Annotated in this window: 16 protein-coding genes, 1 tRNA gene and 1 riboswitch; of the genes, 1 reads left to right on the plus strand and 16 read right to left on the minus strand. The window is 65.6% G+C overall.

All coding sequences use genetic code 11. The features are described from left to right. Window positions 1-84 precede the first annotated feature (84 nt). The 15 genes from aroA to IEX41_RS05600 form a co-directional block, all read right to left on the minus strand. On the minus strand, window positions 85-1428 hold the full coding sequence (gene aroA, locus IEX41_RS05530) for a 3-phosphoshikimate 1-carboxyvinyltransferase (protein ID WP_188789175.1): 1344 nt from the start codon (window positions 1426-1428) through the stop codon (window positions 85-87). Window positions 1429-1562: 134 nt separating this feature from the next. Continuing rightward, on the minus strand, window positions 1563-2276 hold the full coding sequence (gene trmB, locus IEX41_RS05535; protein ID WP_188789176.1) for a tRNA (guanine(46)-N(7))-methyltransferase TrmB: 714 nt from the start codon (window positions 2274-2276) through the stop codon (window positions 1563-1565). Window positions 2277-2384: 108 nt separating this feature from the next. Then, window positions 2385-3563 (minus strand): methionine adenosyltransferase, encoded by a 1179-nt coding sequence (gene metK, locus IEX41_RS05540; protein WP_188789177.1) that lies wholly within the window; start codon window positions 3561-3563, stop codon window positions 2385-2387. 3 nt (window positions 3564-3566) lie between these two features. Continuing rightward, window positions 3567-3615: riboswitch (SAM-SAH riboswitch) on the minus strand. Between the two features lie 59 nt (window positions 3616-3674). Further along, complete coding sequence (gene lnt, locus IEX41_RS05545) at window positions 3675-5126, minus strand: apolipoprotein N-acyltransferase (protein ID WP_188789269.1); 1452 nt, start codon at window positions 5124-5126, stop codon at window positions 3675-3677. 73 nt (window positions 5127-5199) lie between these two features. Beyond that, a complete protein-coding gene (locus tag IEX41_RS05550) occupies window positions 5200-6189 on the minus strand; it encodes a hemolysin family protein (RefSeq protein WP_188789178.1) in 990 nt (329 codons plus the stop codon). 47 nt (window positions 6190-6236) lie between these two features. After that, window positions 6237-6716: an rRNA maturation RNase YbeY gene (gene ybeY, locus IEX41_RS05555; RefSeq protein ID WP_188789179.1), complete on the minus strand. Its 480-nt coding sequence runs from the start codon at window positions 6714-6716 to the stop codon at window positions 6237-6239. A 168-nt stretch (window positions 6717-6884) separates the two neighbouring features. Then, the gene (locus tag IEX41_RS05560; protein ID WP_188789180.1) at window positions 6885-7862 is read right to left on the minus strand and encodes a PhoH family protein; all 978 of its coding nucleotides are present in this window, start codon (window positions 7860-7862) and stop codon (window positions 6885-6887) included. 148 nt (window positions 7863-8010) lie between these two features. Continuing rightward, window positions 8011-8319 carry a hypothetical protein gene (locus IEX41_RS05565; RefSeq protein WP_188789181.1) on the minus strand — a complete coding sequence of 103 codons (309 nt, stop codon included), beginning with the start codon at window positions 8317-8319 and terminating at the stop codon, window positions 8011-8013. Between the two features lie 11 nt (window positions 8320-8330). After that, complete coding sequence (locus IEX41_RS05570) at window positions 8331-8942, minus strand: OmpA family protein (protein WP_188789182.1); 612 nt, start codon at window positions 8940-8942, stop codon at window positions 8331-8333. 331 nt (window positions 8943-9273) lie between these two features. After that, window positions 9274-10581 (minus strand): tRNA (N6-isopentenyl adenosine(37)-C2)-methylthiotransferase MiaB, encoded by a 1308-nt coding sequence (miaB, locus tag IEX41_RS05575; RefSeq protein WP_188789183.1) that lies wholly within the window; start codon window positions 10579-10581, stop codon window positions 9274-9276. Window positions 10582-10649: 68 nt separating this feature from the next. Next, a complete protein-coding gene (locus IEX41_RS05580; RefSeq protein WP_188789184.1) occupies window positions 10650-11423 on the minus strand; it encodes a DeoR/GlpR family DNA-binding transcription regulator in 774 nt (257 codons plus the stop codon). Window positions 11424-11499: 76 nt separating this feature from the next. Next, complete coding sequence (locus IEX41_RS05585) at window positions 11500-12081, minus strand: DUF1190 domain-containing protein (protein WP_188789185.1); 582 nt, start codon at window positions 12079-12081, stop codon at window positions 11500-11502. Between the two features lie 43 nt (window positions 12082-12124). After that, window positions 12125-13339, minus strand: coding sequence for a glutathionylspermidine synthase family protein (locus IEX41_RS05590; RefSeq protein WP_188789186.1), 1215 nt, complete (start codon window positions 13337-13339; stop codon window positions 12125-12127). Window positions 13340-13447: 108 nt separating this feature from the next. Continuing rightward, window positions 13448-13523, minus strand: a tRNA-Trp gene (locus IEX41_RS05595). A 55-nt stretch (window positions 13524-13578) separates the two neighbouring features. Further along, window positions 13579-14583 carry a zinc transporter ZntB gene (locus tag IEX41_RS05600; protein ID WP_188789187.1) on the minus strand — a complete coding sequence of 335 codons (1005 nt, stop codon included), beginning with the start codon at window positions 14581-14583 and terminating at the stop codon, window positions 13579-13581. Window positions 14584-14973: 390 nt separating this feature from the next. Here IEX41_RS05600 and IEX41_RS05605 point away from each other — a divergent pair, with 390 nt between their 5' ends. Continuing rightward, window positions 14974-15222: a hypothetical protein gene (locus IEX41_RS05605; protein ID WP_188789188.1), complete on the plus strand. Its 249-nt coding sequence runs from the start codon at window positions 14974-14976 to the stop codon at window positions 15220-15222. 553 nt (window positions 15223-15775) lie between these two features. On the opposite strand, the gene IEX41_RS21835 is transcribed toward IEX41_RS05605, so the two are convergent. Next, the coding region (locus tag IEX41_RS21835; protein ID WP_373285613.1) for an EF-Tu C-terminal domain-related protein at window positions 15776-15854 on the minus strand (79 nt) is incomplete at its 5' end.

Genomic DNA, 15854 nt, shown 5'->3' on the forward strand with positions numbered 1-15854 from the left:
CCACGCTTATGACCAGCCGTCGCCCGCGCATCAACCCCCGCCCCCCTCACCGGCCTGGAACGGCCGGCAAGAGGTGCCTGAGCCTCAGGCTCGGGAGATGTCGCCGCCCAGTCCGGTCATCAGCGGCTCGAACACCGGGAAGGACGTGGCGATGGGGCCGCCGTCGTCCACGCGTACAGGCTCCGTCGTGGCAAGGCCCATGACGAGGAAGGACATGGCAATGCGGTGATCGAGATGGCTTGCCACCTCCGCTCCGCCCCGCACGTTCCCATGGCCGCGACCATGAACCGTCCACCAGTCCTCGCCCTCGTCGACCTCTACACCGTTGGCACGCAGCCCCACGGCCATGGCGTCGATCCGGTCGCTTTCCTTGACCCGCAACTCCTTGACACCGGGCATGTGGGTCTTGCCCTCCGCGAAGGAGGCGACCACGGACAGCACCGGGTATTCGTCGATCATGCTCGCGGCGCGCTCGGCGGGCACCTCGATGCCCTTGAGATCCGGCGAGAAGCGGGCACGCAGGTCCGCCACCGGCTCGCCGCCCTCTTCGCGCATGTTCTCGAAGACAAGGTTAGCGCCCATGTCTTGCAGGGTGAAGAACAGCCCCGCGCGGGTGGGGTTGAGGCCGATATTGGGCACCAGCACGTCCGAGCCTTCGGTGATTAGCGCGGCGCAGACCGGGAACGCCGCCGAGGATGGATCGCGCGGCACGACGATGACCTGCGGCTTGAGCTCGGGGCGGCCCTTCAGGGTGATGACCCGGCCCTCTGGCGTGTCCTCGGTGGTCACCTCGGCGCCGAAGCCGTTCAGCATCCGCTCGGAATGGTCGCGGGTGGCCTCGCGTTCGATCACCACGGTCTCACCCGGGGCATTGAGCCCGGCCAGCAGCACCGCGCTTTTGACCTGCGCAGAGGGCACCGGGGTGGCGTAGCGCACCGGCAGCGGATCGGCGGCTCCCACGATGGTCATCGGCAGGCGCCCGCCGGAGCGGCCGTAGGACTTCGCGCCAAACAGCGCCAGCGGATCGGTCACGCGGGCCATGGGCCGCTTGTTTAGGCTGGCATCGCCGGTGAAGGTCGCGGTGATCGGCGTGGTCGCCATGGCGCCCATGATGAGCCGCACACCGGTGCCGGAGTTGCCGCAGTCAATGACGTTGCCCGGCTCGGCAAAGCCGCCAACACCGACACCGTGCACATGCCAGGTGTCGCCGTGCTTTTCGACCTCGGCCCCAAAGGCCTGCATGGCCTTGGCGGTATCGAGCACGTCCTGCCCCTCGAGCAGGCCGGTCACCTTCGTCTCACCAACGGCCATGGCGCCAAGGATCAACGACCGGTGCGAGATCGACTTGTCGCCGGGAACATGCGCCTCGCCCGAAAGGCCAGTGGACCGGCGCGAGATCATGGGGATGGGGTCACCGTGGCTCGACATGCTACTCTCCGTTATCGCTCACATCGCCCTTAGCAGGGCCTCCCGGGGCCGTCCATCACGGGCAGCCCCCTCATTCGTCTTTGCAACGGCGTCCCACCAAGCGCGGCGACCCCTCGATGGCGCATCCGCGTGGGTCAGAGCCGGCGGAAGGTCAGGTAATGGGGGACACGGCCTTCGCGCAGGGCCTTTTGCTCGTAGCGGGTCGAGATCCAGTCGCCCCAGGGCTCGCGCCAGTCGGCGGGACGTTCGGCCAGCCACTCGAACCCCGCTTTGGGCACCTCGACGAGGGTCTGGCGCACGTAATCGGGGATATCCGTGGCAACGCGGAACTCGGCGCCGGGCTTCAGAGCGCGGGCCAGCGGCTCGAGATGTTCCTGCGTGACGAACCGGCGGCGGTGGTGGCGCTTCTTGGGCCATGGGTCCGGGTAGAGCAGGAAGGCCTTGTCGAGCGAGGCCTCGGGCAGCACGTCGAAGAGGTTGCGCACGTCGTTAGGGTAAACCCGCACGTTGTCGACATTCGCGCGGCGGATCTTGCCCAGGAGCATCGCAACGCCGTTGATGTAGGGCTCGCAGCCGATGATGCCGACGCCGGGATGGGTGGCGGCCTGATGCACCATGTGTTCGCCGCCGCCAAAGCCGACCTCGAGCCAAACCGGCTTGCCATCGAACATGGCGGCGGTGTCGAGCGGCTGGCGGTCCGGGTTTACCTCCCAGTCCACTGCACCGGGGGACAGCCCGGCGAGATCCTCGTCAAGGTAGGCTTCCTGCGACTGCTTCAGGGTCTTGCCCTTCACACGGCCGTAGAAGTTGCGCCACGGGGCGGCGGGATGCTTGTTCGAACTGGTCATGGCGGCGGGATGTACCGCCAAGCCGCGCCGCAGGCAATCCCGCAGATCACCTGCCGCGCGCATGTCAGGGGCGGCAAATTCCTTGGCAAGGAATTTGCGGCGCGGCTTTCAGAGGCCGCGCTGCAAGGCCTCGGCCAGATCGGTGCGCTCCCAGCTGAACCCGCCGTCCGCATCCGGCGCCCGGCCGAAATGGCCGTAGGCCGCAGTCCGCTCGTAGATCGGGCGGTTGAGGTCAAGATGCGTGCGAATGCCGCGCGGCGTGAGGTCCATCGCCTTGGGGATGGCCGCCTCGATCGCGGCTTCGTCCATCTTGCCGGTACCGTGGGTGTCCACGTAGATCGACAGCGGCTTGGCCACGCCGATGGCGTAGGACAGCTGCACGGTGCAGCGATCCGCAAGGCCCGCGGCCACCACGTTCTTGGCAAGGTAGCGGGAGGCATAGGCCGCCGAGCGGTCCACCTTGGTCGGGTCCTTGCCCGAGAACGCGCCGCCGCCATGCGGGGCCGCGCCACCGTAGGTGTCCACGATGATCTTGCGCCCGGTGAGGCCCGCGTCCCCGTCAGGGCCGCCTATCACGAAGGTGCCGGTGGGGTTCACCCACCATTCGGTATCCCCCCGCAGCCAGCCTTCGGGCAGCACATCGCGGATGTAGGGCTCGACGATGGCGCGCACGTCGCCGGACGACAGCGACGGGTCGAGATGCTGGTGCGAGAGCACGACCGAGGTCACGCCTACCGGCTTGCCGTTCTCGTAGCGGACCGAGAACTGCGATTTCGCATCCGGACCCAGCACCGAGGCCTCCCCGGACTTGCGCGCTTCGGCGAGGCGCTTGAGCACCGCGTGGGCGAAGAGGATCGGTGCGGGCATCATCTCGGGGGTCTCGTTTGTGGCATAGCCGAACATGATCCCCTGATCGCCCGCGCCTTCGTCGCCACGCTCGCCGGTCACGCCCTGGGCGATATGGGCGGATTGCTCGTGCAGAAGGTTGGTGATCTCGACCGTGTCCCAGTGGAACTTGTCCTGCTCGTAGCCGATGTCGCGGATGCAGGCCCGCGCGATGTCGGGGATACGCTCCATGTACTCGGCCAGCTTGGCCTGATCGGTCAAGCCGACCTCACCGCCGATAACCACGCGGTTCGTGGTGGCAAAGGTCTCGCAGGCGACGCGCGCCAGCGGATCCTCGGCGATCAGCGCATCGAGGATGGCATCCGAGATACGGTCGCAGACCTTGTCCGGGTGCCCCTCGGACACGGACTCGGAGGTGAAGGTATAGTTCTGTCGGGACATGAGTGCTCCAATGGGTACCGGCCGTCACGCCAGGAAGCCGTTGTGACGGGGATATGACGCAGTATCGCTACGCCCCCCCGCCGGAGCGGTCAATGCGAAAACACCTACAGTTCACCGTACCGTGCGGCGGCGTCGCCAGAACAGAGCGCCCCCGAGGAGCACGAAGAGCGCGAGGGCCGGCAGATCGCCCATACGGCTGTAGAGTGTCACCCGCAGCGGCAGCGGCAGTGGCGCATCAAGGTATCCCGCCTCGCCCAGAGGCAACTGATCCAGCACACGCCCTGCCCCATCGATTACCGCCGAAACGCCGGTGTTGGCGGCGCGCAGCATGGGCAGGCCCTGTTCGATGGCCCGGATGCGTGCCTGCGCAAGGTGCTGGTAGGGCCCCGAGAAGGTGCCGAACCAAGCGTCGTTGGTGATCTGCAGCAGCAGGTCCGCCCGGCCCGGCGCAAGCCGCACTTCCTGCGGGAACACCGCCTCGTAGCAGATCAGCGGTAGCGCGCTGCCGATGCCCCCCCCGAAATCGAGAATGCGCGGCCCGGGACCTGCGGCGTAACCGCCCTCTGCCCGCTGAGCGAGGCCCGCGATGTTGAACCTCGCGAAAAGCGACGCGGCGGGCATGTATTCCCCGAAGGGCACGAGGTGCGACTTGTCGTAGACCTCGGTCACCACGGGGCCTTGTTCGGCTAGGATGAGCGAGTTGTACCAGCGCCCCTCCTCCTCGCGCTGAATGCCGAGGACGACGCGCCCAGGATAGGCGGCATCGGTGATGATCCCCAGCGCCTCGTCGGCATTGTCCAGCAGCATCGGCACGGCGGTTTCCGGCCAGACCACCAGAGACGGACGTTCCAGTCCGTCCGTGGCGGGGGCAGCGGTGAAATCCACCTGCCGGCGGAAGAACACCGGCACCCAGTCGCGGTTCCATTTCTGGGTTTGCGGCGCGTTGGGCTGCACGAGGCGCACCACCGGGCGGCCGGTGCTATCCTGCAAGGGCGGCACCATGGCAGCGCCGCCGACCACAAGCGTGGCAAGGGCCACCGCCGCCACGGCACCGGGCAGCAGCGAGCGGCGGCCTGCCCCGAACGCCGTGGCAAACAGCGCGGCAAGCGCCAGCGTTAGCAGTGTCAGCCCGTGCGGGCCCACCACGGACACCCACTGGATCACATCCGTTGGCGCCCAGAGATAGCCGACCATGGCCCAGGGAAAGCCGGTGAAGACATAGGCGCGCGCCAGCTCTGCCGCCGCCCATGTTACCGCAAGCGCGAAAAGACGCCGCCGGAGCGGTGCATGGACCGCGCCCCAAAAGGCGATGCTCCAGAACAGCGCCAGCCCTGCGGCCAGCAGGAACAGCGCAAAGGGCGCCATCCATGCGGTCGCTGCGGCGTCCACCTGGAACGGTTCGACCACCCAGGCCAGGGCGATGCCGAAATAGCCAAGCCCCACGCCCCAGCCTGCGCCGACAGCGCTCAGCGGCGTCCGCACGGTGGAAAAAACAAGGAATGCGGCGATCAACCCGGCAAGGGCCAGCCATGCCATGTCCCACGGCGCCTGCCCCATGGCCATGACGCCGCCCGACAGGATCGCGAGGGGCAGCCGCGCCCAGCGGACGCGGCCTTCCAGCCGCAACAGGCCGGTTTCAGACACCGCGTGCTCCTGCAGACGACCCGGCCACCGCTTCCTCGGGGGTGGGGGCTGGAAGTGCCGCCACCGGGCGCTGGGGCGCGGGCTCGGAGGTTTCGGGGGTGTGGGGCCGGATGCGCAGCCGCTTGATGCGGCGCGGGTCGGCGTCCACCACCTCGAAATCGAGACCGGCGGGATGCGGGATTACTTCGCCGCGCGCCGGCACGTGGCCCGCGAGCATGAAGACGAGACCGCCGAGAGTGTCGATTTCCTCTTCGTCGATCTCGTCATCGTCGGTCAGGGCAAGACCGCTTTCGGATTCGAATTCCTCGAGCGGGGTCTTGGCCAGCGCCAGCCAGCTGCCCGCCTTCTCGCGGAAAAAGTTGCGGCCCTCGGCGATGTCGTGTTCATCCTCGATCTCGCCGATGACCTGCTCGATGAGATCCTCGATGGTCACGAGACCGTCGACACCACCGTATTCGTCGATGACCAGCGCCATGTGCCGCCGTTCGGTCTGCATCTTGGTGAGCAGAACACCGATGGGCATGGAGGGCGGCACGAAGACCAGCGGGCGCAGGATCTTGCGCAGGTCGAAATCCTCCTCGCCATTGCCGTTGAAGCCGTGGCGCAGCGAGAAGTCCTTGAGGTGGGCCATGCCCACGGGCGTATCGAGCGTGCCCGCGTAGACCGGGATCCGCGTGAGGCCGCTTTCGCGGAAGACCTTCACGAGGTCAGCCTTGGTGATGTCCTCGGGGATCGCAACGATGTCGGCCTTGGGGATCGCCACGTCCTCAACCCGCATACGGCGCAGGTTCATCAGGCTGGGCGGCGGAAGCTGCGGCTGACTCGGCAAGGGGTCGGCAGACACGTCCCTGCTCGGACCCTCCTCTTCGGAAGCCGGCTTCATGGCGTTGAAGATACGGCGGAAGAACCCTTCGCCGTCGTTACTGTCAGCGTCTGGCTGCGCGCTTTGCGCTGCCATAGACGAGCCGTCGTTATCGCCCATCGATCCTGTCTGTTCCTGTCCAATTGTGGGGCAACGGCCCCGAGCACTCATGAATATGGGTTCGCTATACCCAGTTTGCCAAGTATTTCCACCTCGAGAGTTTCCATCACAGTCGCGTCCTGGTCACGGATATGGTCGAAACCCAGCAGATGCAGCGTAGCATGAACCATGAGGTGAGTGACATGGCTGTCCATCGGCTTGCCTTGTTCGGCGGCTTCCCGCGTGCACGTCTCGAAGGCAATGGCGATGTCTCCCAGCTCCTCGGGCATCTCGGTGCTGCCCTTCGGCAGTACGTCGGGACTGCGGTCGCGCGAGGGCCATGACAGCACGTTGGTGGCTTTTGGCTTGTCGCGGAAATCGCCGTTGAGCTCGGTGATGCGGGCATCGCCGCAGGCCAGCACCGCGATCTCGAAGCCTTCGGGCGTGAGGCCGAGATGGGACAGGGCCGCGCTGGCGGCAGTTTCCGCGAGCGTTTCGAGGCCCGCCTCGTCCCAGCGGTCGTCTTCGATGATCGTGTCGGTCAGCATAAGCGTTGGCCCTTCTGTCCCGCCGCGGCAACCAGCCGCCGGGCGGGAGGGGGCTCTGCCCCCGTCGCTGCGCGACTCCCCCGGGATATTTCGGGTCAAAGGAAACGCGCAAGGCGGGCTATACAGGTTTCCCCGCACCAGGCAAGCGCGGTGCGGGGAGGTGTTGTGTCAGCCGGCTTCGGCGTCCTTCTCGTAGGCTTCGATGATCGCAGCCACCAGCGGGTGACGGACCACGTCCTTGGCCGAGAAGTAGTTGAAGCCGATCTTCTCGATGTTGCTCAGCAGACGTTCCGCGTCCTGCAGGCCCGAGAAGACCCCGCGCGGCAAATCGACCTGGGTGCGGTCGCCGGTGATCACCATGCGAGAGCCTTCGCCGAGGCGGGTGAGGAACATCTTCATCTGCATTGTCGTGGCGTTCTGCGCCTCGTCCAGCACCACGAAGGCGTTCGACAGGGTGCGGCCACGCATGAAGGCCAGCGGCGCGATCTCGACGATCTTCTCTTCGCGCATCCTTGCCAGCTGCTTGCCGGGGAGAAAGTCGTTGAGCGCGTCGTAGAGCGGCTGCATGTAGGGGTCGACCTTCTCTTCCTGGGTACCGGGAAGGAAGCCCAGGCGTTCGCCCGCCTCCACAGCCGGGCGGCAGAGGATGATCTTGTCCACCGCGCCAGTGATGAGCATGTTCACCCCTACCGCCACCGCAAGGTAGGTCTTGCCGGTGCCTGCGGGGCCGATGCCGAAGCACATTTCGTTCTGGTAGAGCGAGCGGACGTAGGCCTTCTGGGCGTCGGTGCGCGGTTCGATCAGTTTCTTGCGTGTCTTGATCTCGACCTTGCCGCCTTCGAACATCTCGAGCTGCGAATCGGCGTCCTCTTCCTCGGGGGCCACGCGGAATTCGCGGTCGATGTCGCCGCGCCCCACCGGGCGCCCCTGTTCGAGCCGCTGGTAGAGTGATTGCAGCACCTCGCTGACGGCAGCCTGGGCCTCTTCGGGTCCGTGGATGGCCAACTGGTTGCCACGCCTCAGGATCTGCACGCCGGTGCGGGCTTCGATGTCGGTGAGGTTGCGGTCGAACTCGCCGCAAAGCTCGATGAGAAGACGGTTGTCGGGAAACTCGAGAATGGCTTGGGTGAGGGTGCCTGCGGTCACGCATGTCTCCTGCGCTTGGGGTGTACCCAATGGTGCCAATACCCCCGCCCGGGGGCAAGTCCCGGATGCGTGAGGGGCGGTGAGGAAATGCAAAAAGGCCGCGCGGTGAGCACCGCACGGCCTTGGTATTTCCGGGTCTGCGCCAAGATCAGAGCGGATCGCCGATGATGCTGGTCGAGCCCTGCTTGAAATCACCGGTCGCCACGGTGGGCGGGGCGACGCCGGAGCAGACAGGCTTGCCGTAGCGGTCGAGGCGGCGGGCAAGGTAGCCTTCGACGCCGTCGTCCGCGATCCAGTTGTCGCAGCCGTCCGGGTCGACCCAGACGCCCCAGCGCAGTTCACTCAGATCGCCGCTGTCGACGGACTGGCGGTCACGGCTCTTGTCCGGACCGACCGGCGCGCAGGCGGCCATCACGAGGCCGGTGCCGAGAAGCAGGGTGGTTTTGAGAATGTTCATCCGGGCTCTCCTCAGCGCACGCACAGGATCTCGACGCGGCGGTTCTTCGCCATGCCTTCGACGGTGCGGTTTGTCGCAACCGGGTAATCTTCACCATAGCCGCGCACGTCGATGATACGCGCGCCGACAGAAGCGGCCACGCGGGCAACAGAGTTGGCACGGTTGTAGCTCAGGCGGCGGTTGTATTCATCCGAGGCCCGGGCATCGGTGTGGCCGGTGATGATGAAGCCGAAGGCGGTGGCGCTCTGGAAGAACTCCTGCAGCTTGCGCTGGCCGGCGACGCTGATAGCGTACTTGTCAGTGGCGAAATACTGGTCGGAGTTCAGCGTGCCGCAGACGTTGATGTTGCGGCAGACCGGGCGGCCATCGCGGGTGACGCGGCTGACCGCGTAGCCTTCGACACCGTCGTCCATGACCCAGATCTCGCAACCATCAGGCGAGATGCTGATACCGGGAATGTAGCGTTCCCCCCGGATGGTGCGCGTGTTCTGCGTCGAGATGATCGGCGAATTGAATCCTTCGCTTGCCGCTACGGCAGGCGCGACTGCCCCGGCGGTGGCGAGGGCACCCAGCGCTGCCACGCCGAAGACCCCGCGGAGGGCTTTGGAAATGCGATTTGCCACAGCCTCTGTCCTTATCCTTGAATGGTTCCCAAGATGCGACGGAAGCTGAAAACCGGCGCACGAAGCAAAGTTACTATAAATTAAGAGATTATCAGCAAATTCCCGCCTGTGAAGCGAAAACCACCACATATTGTGGTTAATGAAACAACAAACATAGGTTGTTTCGGAAATTGTATCTTTGCGAGCAGCAATCACTACGACGACCGGCGAATCCGCCACGCTGCCGCCGCAATTCTCGATGACTTTCCGGCGCTTCCGCGCTGCCAAACCGGAGCGCTCCACCGCCGCCACACGGGCTGAATTGCGGCGGTGGAGCGCGCCACGCGACCGCTCAGACCAGCGTGCCGCGCAGGGAGTTGGGACCGCTGGAGGTGATCCGCACCCGCCGCAGATCGCCCGGCGCAAGGCCATAGCCGTCAACGTGCACCGCATGCAGGTAGTCGGACTTACCGACCATCTGGCCGGGGTGGCGCCCGACCTTCTCGAACAGCACACCGACCTCGCGGCCCACCATGGCATCCTGCAATTCGCGCTGCTGGCGGCCCAGAAGGGCTTGGAGGCGCTGCAGGCGGTCGTCCTTGTCGGCTTCGGACACCTGTGCGCGCTCCGCTGCCGGGGTGCCGGGGCGTTCGGAGTACTTGAATGAGAACGCGCTGCCGTATTTCACCTCTTCGACCAGCGCCATGGTGTCCCGGAAATCCTCTTCGGTCTCCTCGGGGAAGCCGACAATGAAATCCCCCGACAGGTGCAGGTCGGGCCGAGCGTCGCGCAGGCGTTCGATGACGCGCAGGTAAGACTCGGCCGTGTGGTGCCGGTTCATCCGCTTGAGAATGCGGTCGGACCCGGCCTGCACTGGAAGATGCAGGTAGGGCATGAGCTTGTCGCAATCGCCGTGGGCGGCGATCAGCTCGTCATCCATGTCGTTGGGGTGCGAGGTGGTGAAGCGGATGCGCTCCAGCCCGTCGACCCTCGCAAGCTCGCGGATGAGGCCGGCTAGCCCCTTGTCGTGGCCGTGGTAGGCGTTGACGTTCTGGCCCAGCAGGGTGATCTCGCGGACGCCGCGTTCGACAAGGTCGCGCGCCTCGTCCAGCACGCGAGCGGCGGGGCGGGACACCTCGGCGCCGCGGGTGTAGGGCACAACGCAGAAGGCGCAGAACTTGTCGCAGCCTTCCTGCACCGTCAGGAAGGCGGTGGGGCCGCGTTTCGCCTTGCCGCGCCCCTTGAGCGCCTCGAACTTGTCTTCCTCGGGAAAGTCAGTATCGAGCGCCCGTGCGCCGTTGCCCGTGCGCGCCAGAAGATCCGGCAGCCGGTGATAGCTTTGCGGGCCAACCACCAGGTCGACGAGCGGCTGGCGGCGCATGATCTCCTGCCCCTCGGCCTGCGCCACGCAGCCCGCGACCCCGATCTTGAGATCGGGGCGGTCTTCCTTCAGGCCCCGGTAGCGGCCCAGCTCGGAATAGACCTTTTCGGCGGCCTTCTCACGGATGTGGCAGGTGTTGAGCAGGATCATGTCCGCGTCGTCTGGCGTATCGGTTTCGACGTAGCCCTGACCGCCCATGGCCTCCGCCATGCGTTCGCTGTCGTAGACGTTCATCTGGCAACCATAGGTCTTGATGAACAGCTTCTTGGGCCGGGTCATGTCCTTGCCTTTCGCTGGCGGGTGTCAAGGCGGGGCGGATAGCGCAAAAGCGGTCACGTGAAAAGGGTTCAGGTCCGCACCTCCGCGACGCAGACCTCGACCGCCCCCAGAGTCAGCGCCCGCTCCAGCGGGCCGTGCGGCGCCACGTCGGTCACCAGCGTGTCGATGTCGGCCCAGTCGCCGTAGCGGGCGGTGGCGATGCGGCCAATCTTCGATCCGTCGGCGACCACCATGTGGCGCGCGCTCTGGCGCAGCATGGTGGCGTAGACATCGCCCGCCTCGATCAGTGCGTCCAACGGCCCGGCGGGGGTCAGTGCGCTGGCGCCGGTCACGCACCAGTCAGCGGTGAGGTCCGACAGGAAGCGCAAGGTGGCCGAGCCATGCATGGCCCCCTCCCCCGGATGGTAGAGGCCCGGCGCCATCAAAACCTGTATCGTGGGGTTGGCGGACAGCGTGGCGGCCACGCTGACCGAATGAGCGATGACTGTGATCTGCCCCATCTCCTGCGCCATGCGCCGCGCCACCTGCGTGGTGGTGGCGCCCGACCCCATCATCACGACATGCGCCCCCGCCAGCAGCGGCACCGCGGCGGCGGCGATGGCGGCGCGCTCCTCGACCAGCTCCTTGTGACGTTCCGAAAGCGCCGGCTCAGCAGGCTGGCGCAACATGGCGCCGCCGTAGGTGCGCGCGATGAGACCCTGCGCCGTCAGCTCCTCAAGATCACGGCGGATGGTTTCGGTGGTGACCCCCATGTCCTCGGCCAGCCTGCCGACCCGAAGGGTCGGACTGATGGCAAGACGGTCAAGGATGGTCTTCTGACGCTGATCCTTGCGACGCGACATGGGTCCTCCTGCGGCTCTGGCCTTCGGGCTACGATCCAAGCAGAGCCGGTCCCCCAAGGCAATAAGGCGCCGTGCCTCAGCCCCCGAAGCCGGTGCGGCCCGACCCAGCGGACCCGAAGCCGCCGCGCGACGTGGCCGTGGCACGGCTCATCGGTGCCTTGCCCACGGTCGAGGTGGGGCGGACGAACTGGTTCGTGCTCATCCGGGTCGACCCAGTGTTGCCCGAGAAGGTGCTGGTGCGTGCGGCATTGGTGAAGCGGCCATCGGAGGTTTTGTAAAGCGGCTGCGACGCCGCCATCCCCGACCGCCCGCTCAGCATGTTGCCCATGAGGTAGCCCGCAAGCAGCGGCATGAAGATGCTGCCCGACCCACCCTGCGCCTGTGCGGCCTCGGAGCCGCAGGCACCCTCGCCGTGCTGCTCTTCGCAGACCTGCAGGCTGTCGTAGCGCGGTGCGGATTCGACGTGCAGTTCTTCGGCCTCGGAAAAGGCGGTGCGGCAATCCTCGGACGAGAACGTGCCCCCTGCCACCGACTGGTCGAGGCAGCTTTGAAGGTCGGGGAAGGCCGAGGCCTCCACCTGCTCCTCGCGGCACCCCGCGACGGTGAAGGCTGCGGCGCCGAGGATCGCGATGGCGACATGTCTGGAGCGTTTGGTCATGGTGGTCCTTCCTTCTGCCGTCCTGCCCTGACGGGGCTGCGAGTCACGCCCTGATATAGTGAGGTTTGAAGCGGGACAAATCCTGCGTGATGCGCGAGCGGTCCTCGCGGATGCCGATGCCCGCACAGGCCTGCCCCACGATCCATGATCCGATCACCGGGCGGGAGCCATCGAACTCAGGCAGGGGCGCGTAGGCCTGCACGATGCGGGGGTGGTCGGAATATTCCGTGTTGGTGGATTGCTCGACCAGCTTGCCGTGCTCGTGGATAGACACCGACGCGCCTTCGCGCGACAGGATCGGCTTCAGGACATGGCCCGCCGCCAGCTGGCTTTCGGCCCGCGACAGGGCGGCGGCGTGGGGGCCGCTGCCCCCTCGCGCCTCGGCGAGATCCGACTCGAAGAAGGCCGGAAGCAGGTTCGGATGCCCCTCGAACATCTGCCACAGCACCGGCAGCAGGCCCTTGTTGGACAGCAGCGCTTTCCATGCAGGCTCGAGGAACAGGCAGCCCGATCCCTCGATATGCGCGGCATAGTCGTCGCGCAGCAAGTCTTCCCAAGGGTAGAGCTTGAACAGAACCGCGATGCGCCGATCCTCGTCATCAAGGAACTGGCCGTCATCGCTCAGCGCGATCTTGTCGAGATCGCAGTAGTGCGCCCCAAGGCCCGCCTCGCGCGCGGCCCAGCCCATTGCCTCGACCGTGCCGTAATCCTCAGGGTTGCCACCCACCGCGGTGAAATGCAGATCGCTGTCCGGCTCGAACAGCGCGGCAAAGCGGGCCACGAGTGCCTCGTGGATGCCGTTGAACTGGTCGCTGCCGTCCGCGATCACCCCAGCCTCAAGCTGATCCTCGAGCCACTGCCACTGGAAAGCGGCGCTTTCGTAAAGGGAGGTCGGCGTATCAGCGTTGTATTCAAGCAGCTTTGCAGGCCCCCGCCCGTCATAGGCCAGATCGAAGCGGCCGTAGATCTCGGGATCGTTTTGCCGCCAGCTGTTCGCCACGAGATCGCGATGCGCCTCGGGGATCGACAGCTTTTCCATCAGCTCTTGACTGGCGATGATCTCGGCCACCGCCTCGCGGCACATGCCATGCAGCGCGGTGGACGGATCCTCGATATCCTCCTCGATCTGCTCGAGGGTGAATTCGTAAGCCGAGCTTTCATCCCAGTAGGGCTCCCCGTGCATGTCGGCGAAGGTGAACCCGACTTCCTTGGCATGGTTGCGCCAGTGGGGTCGTTCAGCGAGAGGGATCTTCTGCATGTCTGCTCCGGAATAGTCCCTTCGCATATAGGCATTCACGGGCCCGGCAACCAGACGCAGAGGGCGCATTTCGCCCATCAAGCAGCAGCATGTCATGTCGGATGAAATTGGCAGGGGCAGCAGGGTTCGAACCCGCGACCTACGGTTTTGGAGACCGTCGCTCTACCAGCTGAGCTATACCCCTAAGGCCAGCGCCCGTTTACGAAAGGGGCACAGGCATTGCAAGCAGGAAATCCACATCAGATCCAGCGAAGTTTTCTCAGGATCCAGAGCTGTAGCGCCACCACCACCGCCAGCAGGCCGCAGAACACCCAAAAGGCGTTCGGGTCGTCCGCCCCGGGCAGGCCGCCCACGTTGATTCCCATCAGGCCGGTCAGGAACCCCAATGGCAGGAACAGCGCCGAGAGAATCGACAGCAGGTACATGTTGCGGTTCAGCCGGTCCGACAGCTGGCTGCCCAGCTCGTCGCGTACCAGCGCCATCCGTTCGCGCATGGCGTCGGCGTCCTCCACCACCCGCTCGAGCGCATCGAGCTCTTCGGCCAGCTGCCGCAGGTCATCGCTTTCGAGCCACTCCGGGTGGTCCGCCTGAAGCATCCGCATGGCATCGCGCTGCGGCTGAAGATAGCGGCGCAGGATGATCGCCTGCCGCCGCAGCTCGCCCAGGGTGGCGCGGATCTCGGGGGCGGCCTCGTCCAGCACGGCCTCTTCGAGATCGTCGGCCCTGTCGTCGATGTGGGCCCAGAACCGTTCGATCCGGTGGGTCAAGCGTTCGACCAGCGCAACGAGGAACTCCGCGCAATCATGCGGCCCCTGCCGGCAGGCCAGGTCATGGGCGATGTCCTCGATGGCGCGCACCTTGCGGCGTGACAGGCTGACGATGCGCTCCTGGTCGATCCACAGCCGGACCGAAACCATGTCCTCGGGGTCCTCCCCCTCGTTGGTGTTGATGCCGCGCAGGATGACGATGAGCCCGTCACCGATGCGGGTGACCCGGGGGCGGGTCTCCTCGGCCACGAGCGCGTCGATGATGGTGGGGTCGAGGTAAGACAAATTGTCGACGATCCATGACGGGGTATCGGGGTGTTGCGCCCGCAAGTGCACCCAGCCCAGCGTGTCACCGCGCAGCACCTCCGGCGCCTCGACAGGGCCAAGCTCCCGGCCATGATCCGGCCCGCCTATGACGTAGGCATGGTGAAAAAGCGCATCGACGCTGGGAACAAGGTCCGTCGCAGTGGCTGTCATGGTATCTTTCGCAGCAATCTCGGGACGCCAGAAGATAGCTGCGGGCAAGGCCACGGCAAGTGCCACGCGCGAACAGGCCCTACACCCATTCCGAGTGTGCGCAGGTGAACAGTGAGCATGACAAGTTTGTAAAATGCCAATTTTTGCGGCGGGGCTCACGATCCGCACACTCGGCACGGCGCGCCCGTACTCTTATTTCGTTGGTATACGAATGCTATTGGAGCTGCGCAAATCACATTCAAGGGCACGAGTTCGCGAGCGACCGTGAACTGCTGCGTGATTTGCTAAACCCCTGATCCGGTACGATATCCAACTCATCCGAACGACAACGGATAGCCAAATGAACGCCCCGCAGGATGGGGCACATTACAAGTCGAAAGGAATGAGATCATGAAACGCTTTGCAGTTCTTACCGCAGCAGCCATCACCGCAGTCTCCGCCATCTCGGGCGCCGCATCCGCGCAAGGCTACGCCACCGGCGATGTCGCCCGTGCCGAGCTGTCCCGCGTCGCGCCGACCGCAGATGTGTCCGCTTTGACCAACGCCGAAGCCGTCGCCGTGTGGCACGCCGTTCAAGACGAAACCAGCGCATTCAATGCCAAGCAGCGCGCCGAAGCCATGATCCGCTCGTACCAGTGAGTGTATCGGACGGAAGGGGCTGACCAGACAGACGGCCCTTTCCAAAGCCACCGCTTCCCTCGAGAAGCGCGTCAGGGGCGGCCACTAGGCCGCCCCTCTACATTTATGAACATGAAATTATTCTGAAGTGATTATTGTGTTTTTTTTGCGCACAATACATACTCCAGCTTCTGCTGCACCTGCTGGGCAAGCCGCCCTACCCGCTGAACCCGGACAAGCCAAACCATGCATTATAGCAACCTCCCGCCGACACACGGCCAACGCGCCAGACCCCCCGCATGCGCCTGAAAGACAGGTCCGCTCGCGCAGCACTGCGAGGGAAAGACGGTGTGGGCGATGGTGAGACCGCACGGATTGCCCGCCGCTCGCACAGCGCAGTGCACGAACGCCCCCCCCTCCCCTGTACCGCTGACCCAGACGCTCCTCTTCTCATCGAAGCATGTCGAGGCACCGTCCATCCAAAGCGACCAAACAAAAAGGCCGCCCCGAGGGGCGGCCTTTCCGTGGATCAGTGATCTTCGACACACCGTTTGGCGCGTCTCGGGATCCTCGATTACTCGATGATCTTCGACACGACACCCGAACCAACGGTCCGGCCACCTTCACGGATGGCGAAGCGCAGGCCGTCTTCC

The organism is Salipiger pallidus (genome assembly GCF_014643635.1).
GTDB lineage: Bacteria > Pseudomonadota > Alphaproteobacteria > Rhodobacterales > Rhodobacteraceae > Salipiger > Salipiger pallidus.

Coding starts and splice junctions, on each gene's coding strand:
- aroA (WP_188789175.1), bottom strand. CDS start 1,428: ATGTCGAGCCACGGTGACCCCATCCCCATGATCTCGCGCCGGTCCACT.
- trmB (WP_188789176.1), bottom strand. CDS start 2,276: ATGACCAGTTCGAACAAGCATCCCGCCGCCCCGTGGCGCAACTTCTAC.
- metK (WP_188789177.1), bottom strand. CDS start 3,563: ATGTCCCGACAGAACTATACCTTCACCTCCGAGTCCGTGTCCGAGGGG.
- lnt (WP_188789269.1), bottom strand. CDS start 5,126: ATGGCCATGGGGCAGGCGCCGTGGGACATGGCATGGCTGGCCCTTGCC.
- IEX41_RS05550 (WP_188789178.1), bottom strand. CDS start 6,189: ATGGGCGATAACGACGGCTCGTCTATGGCAGCGCAAAGCGCGCAGCCA.
- ybeY (WP_188789179.1), bottom strand. CDS start 6,716: ATGCTGACCGACACGATCATCGAAGACGACCGCTGGGACGAGGCGGGC.
- IEX41_RS05565 (WP_188789181.1), bottom strand. CDS start 8,319: ATGAACATTCTCAAAACCACCCTGCTTCTCGGCACCGGCCTCGTGATG.
- miaB (WP_188789183.1), bottom strand. CDS start 10,581: ATGACCCGGCCCAAGAAGCTGTTCATCAAGACCTATGGTTGCCAGATG.
- IEX41_RS05580 (WP_188789184.1), bottom strand. CDS start 11,423: ATGTCGCGTCGCAAGGATCAGCGTCAGAAGACCATCCTTGACCGTCTT.
- IEX41_RS05585 (WP_188789185.1), bottom strand. CDS start 12,081: ATGACCAAACGCTCCAGACATGTCGCCATCGCGATCCTCGGCGCCGCA.
- IEX41_RS05590 (WP_188789186.1), bottom strand. CDS start 13,339: ATGCAGAAGATCCCTCTCGCTGAACGACCCCACTGGCGCAACCATGCC.
- IEX41_RS05600 (WP_188789187.1), bottom strand. CDS start 14,583: ATGACAGCCACTGCGACGGACCTTGTTCCCAGCGTCGATGCGCTTTTT.
- IEX41_RS05605 (WP_188789188.1), top strand. CDS start 14,974: ATGAAACGCTTTGCAGTTCTTACCGCAGCAGCCATCACCGCAGTCTCC.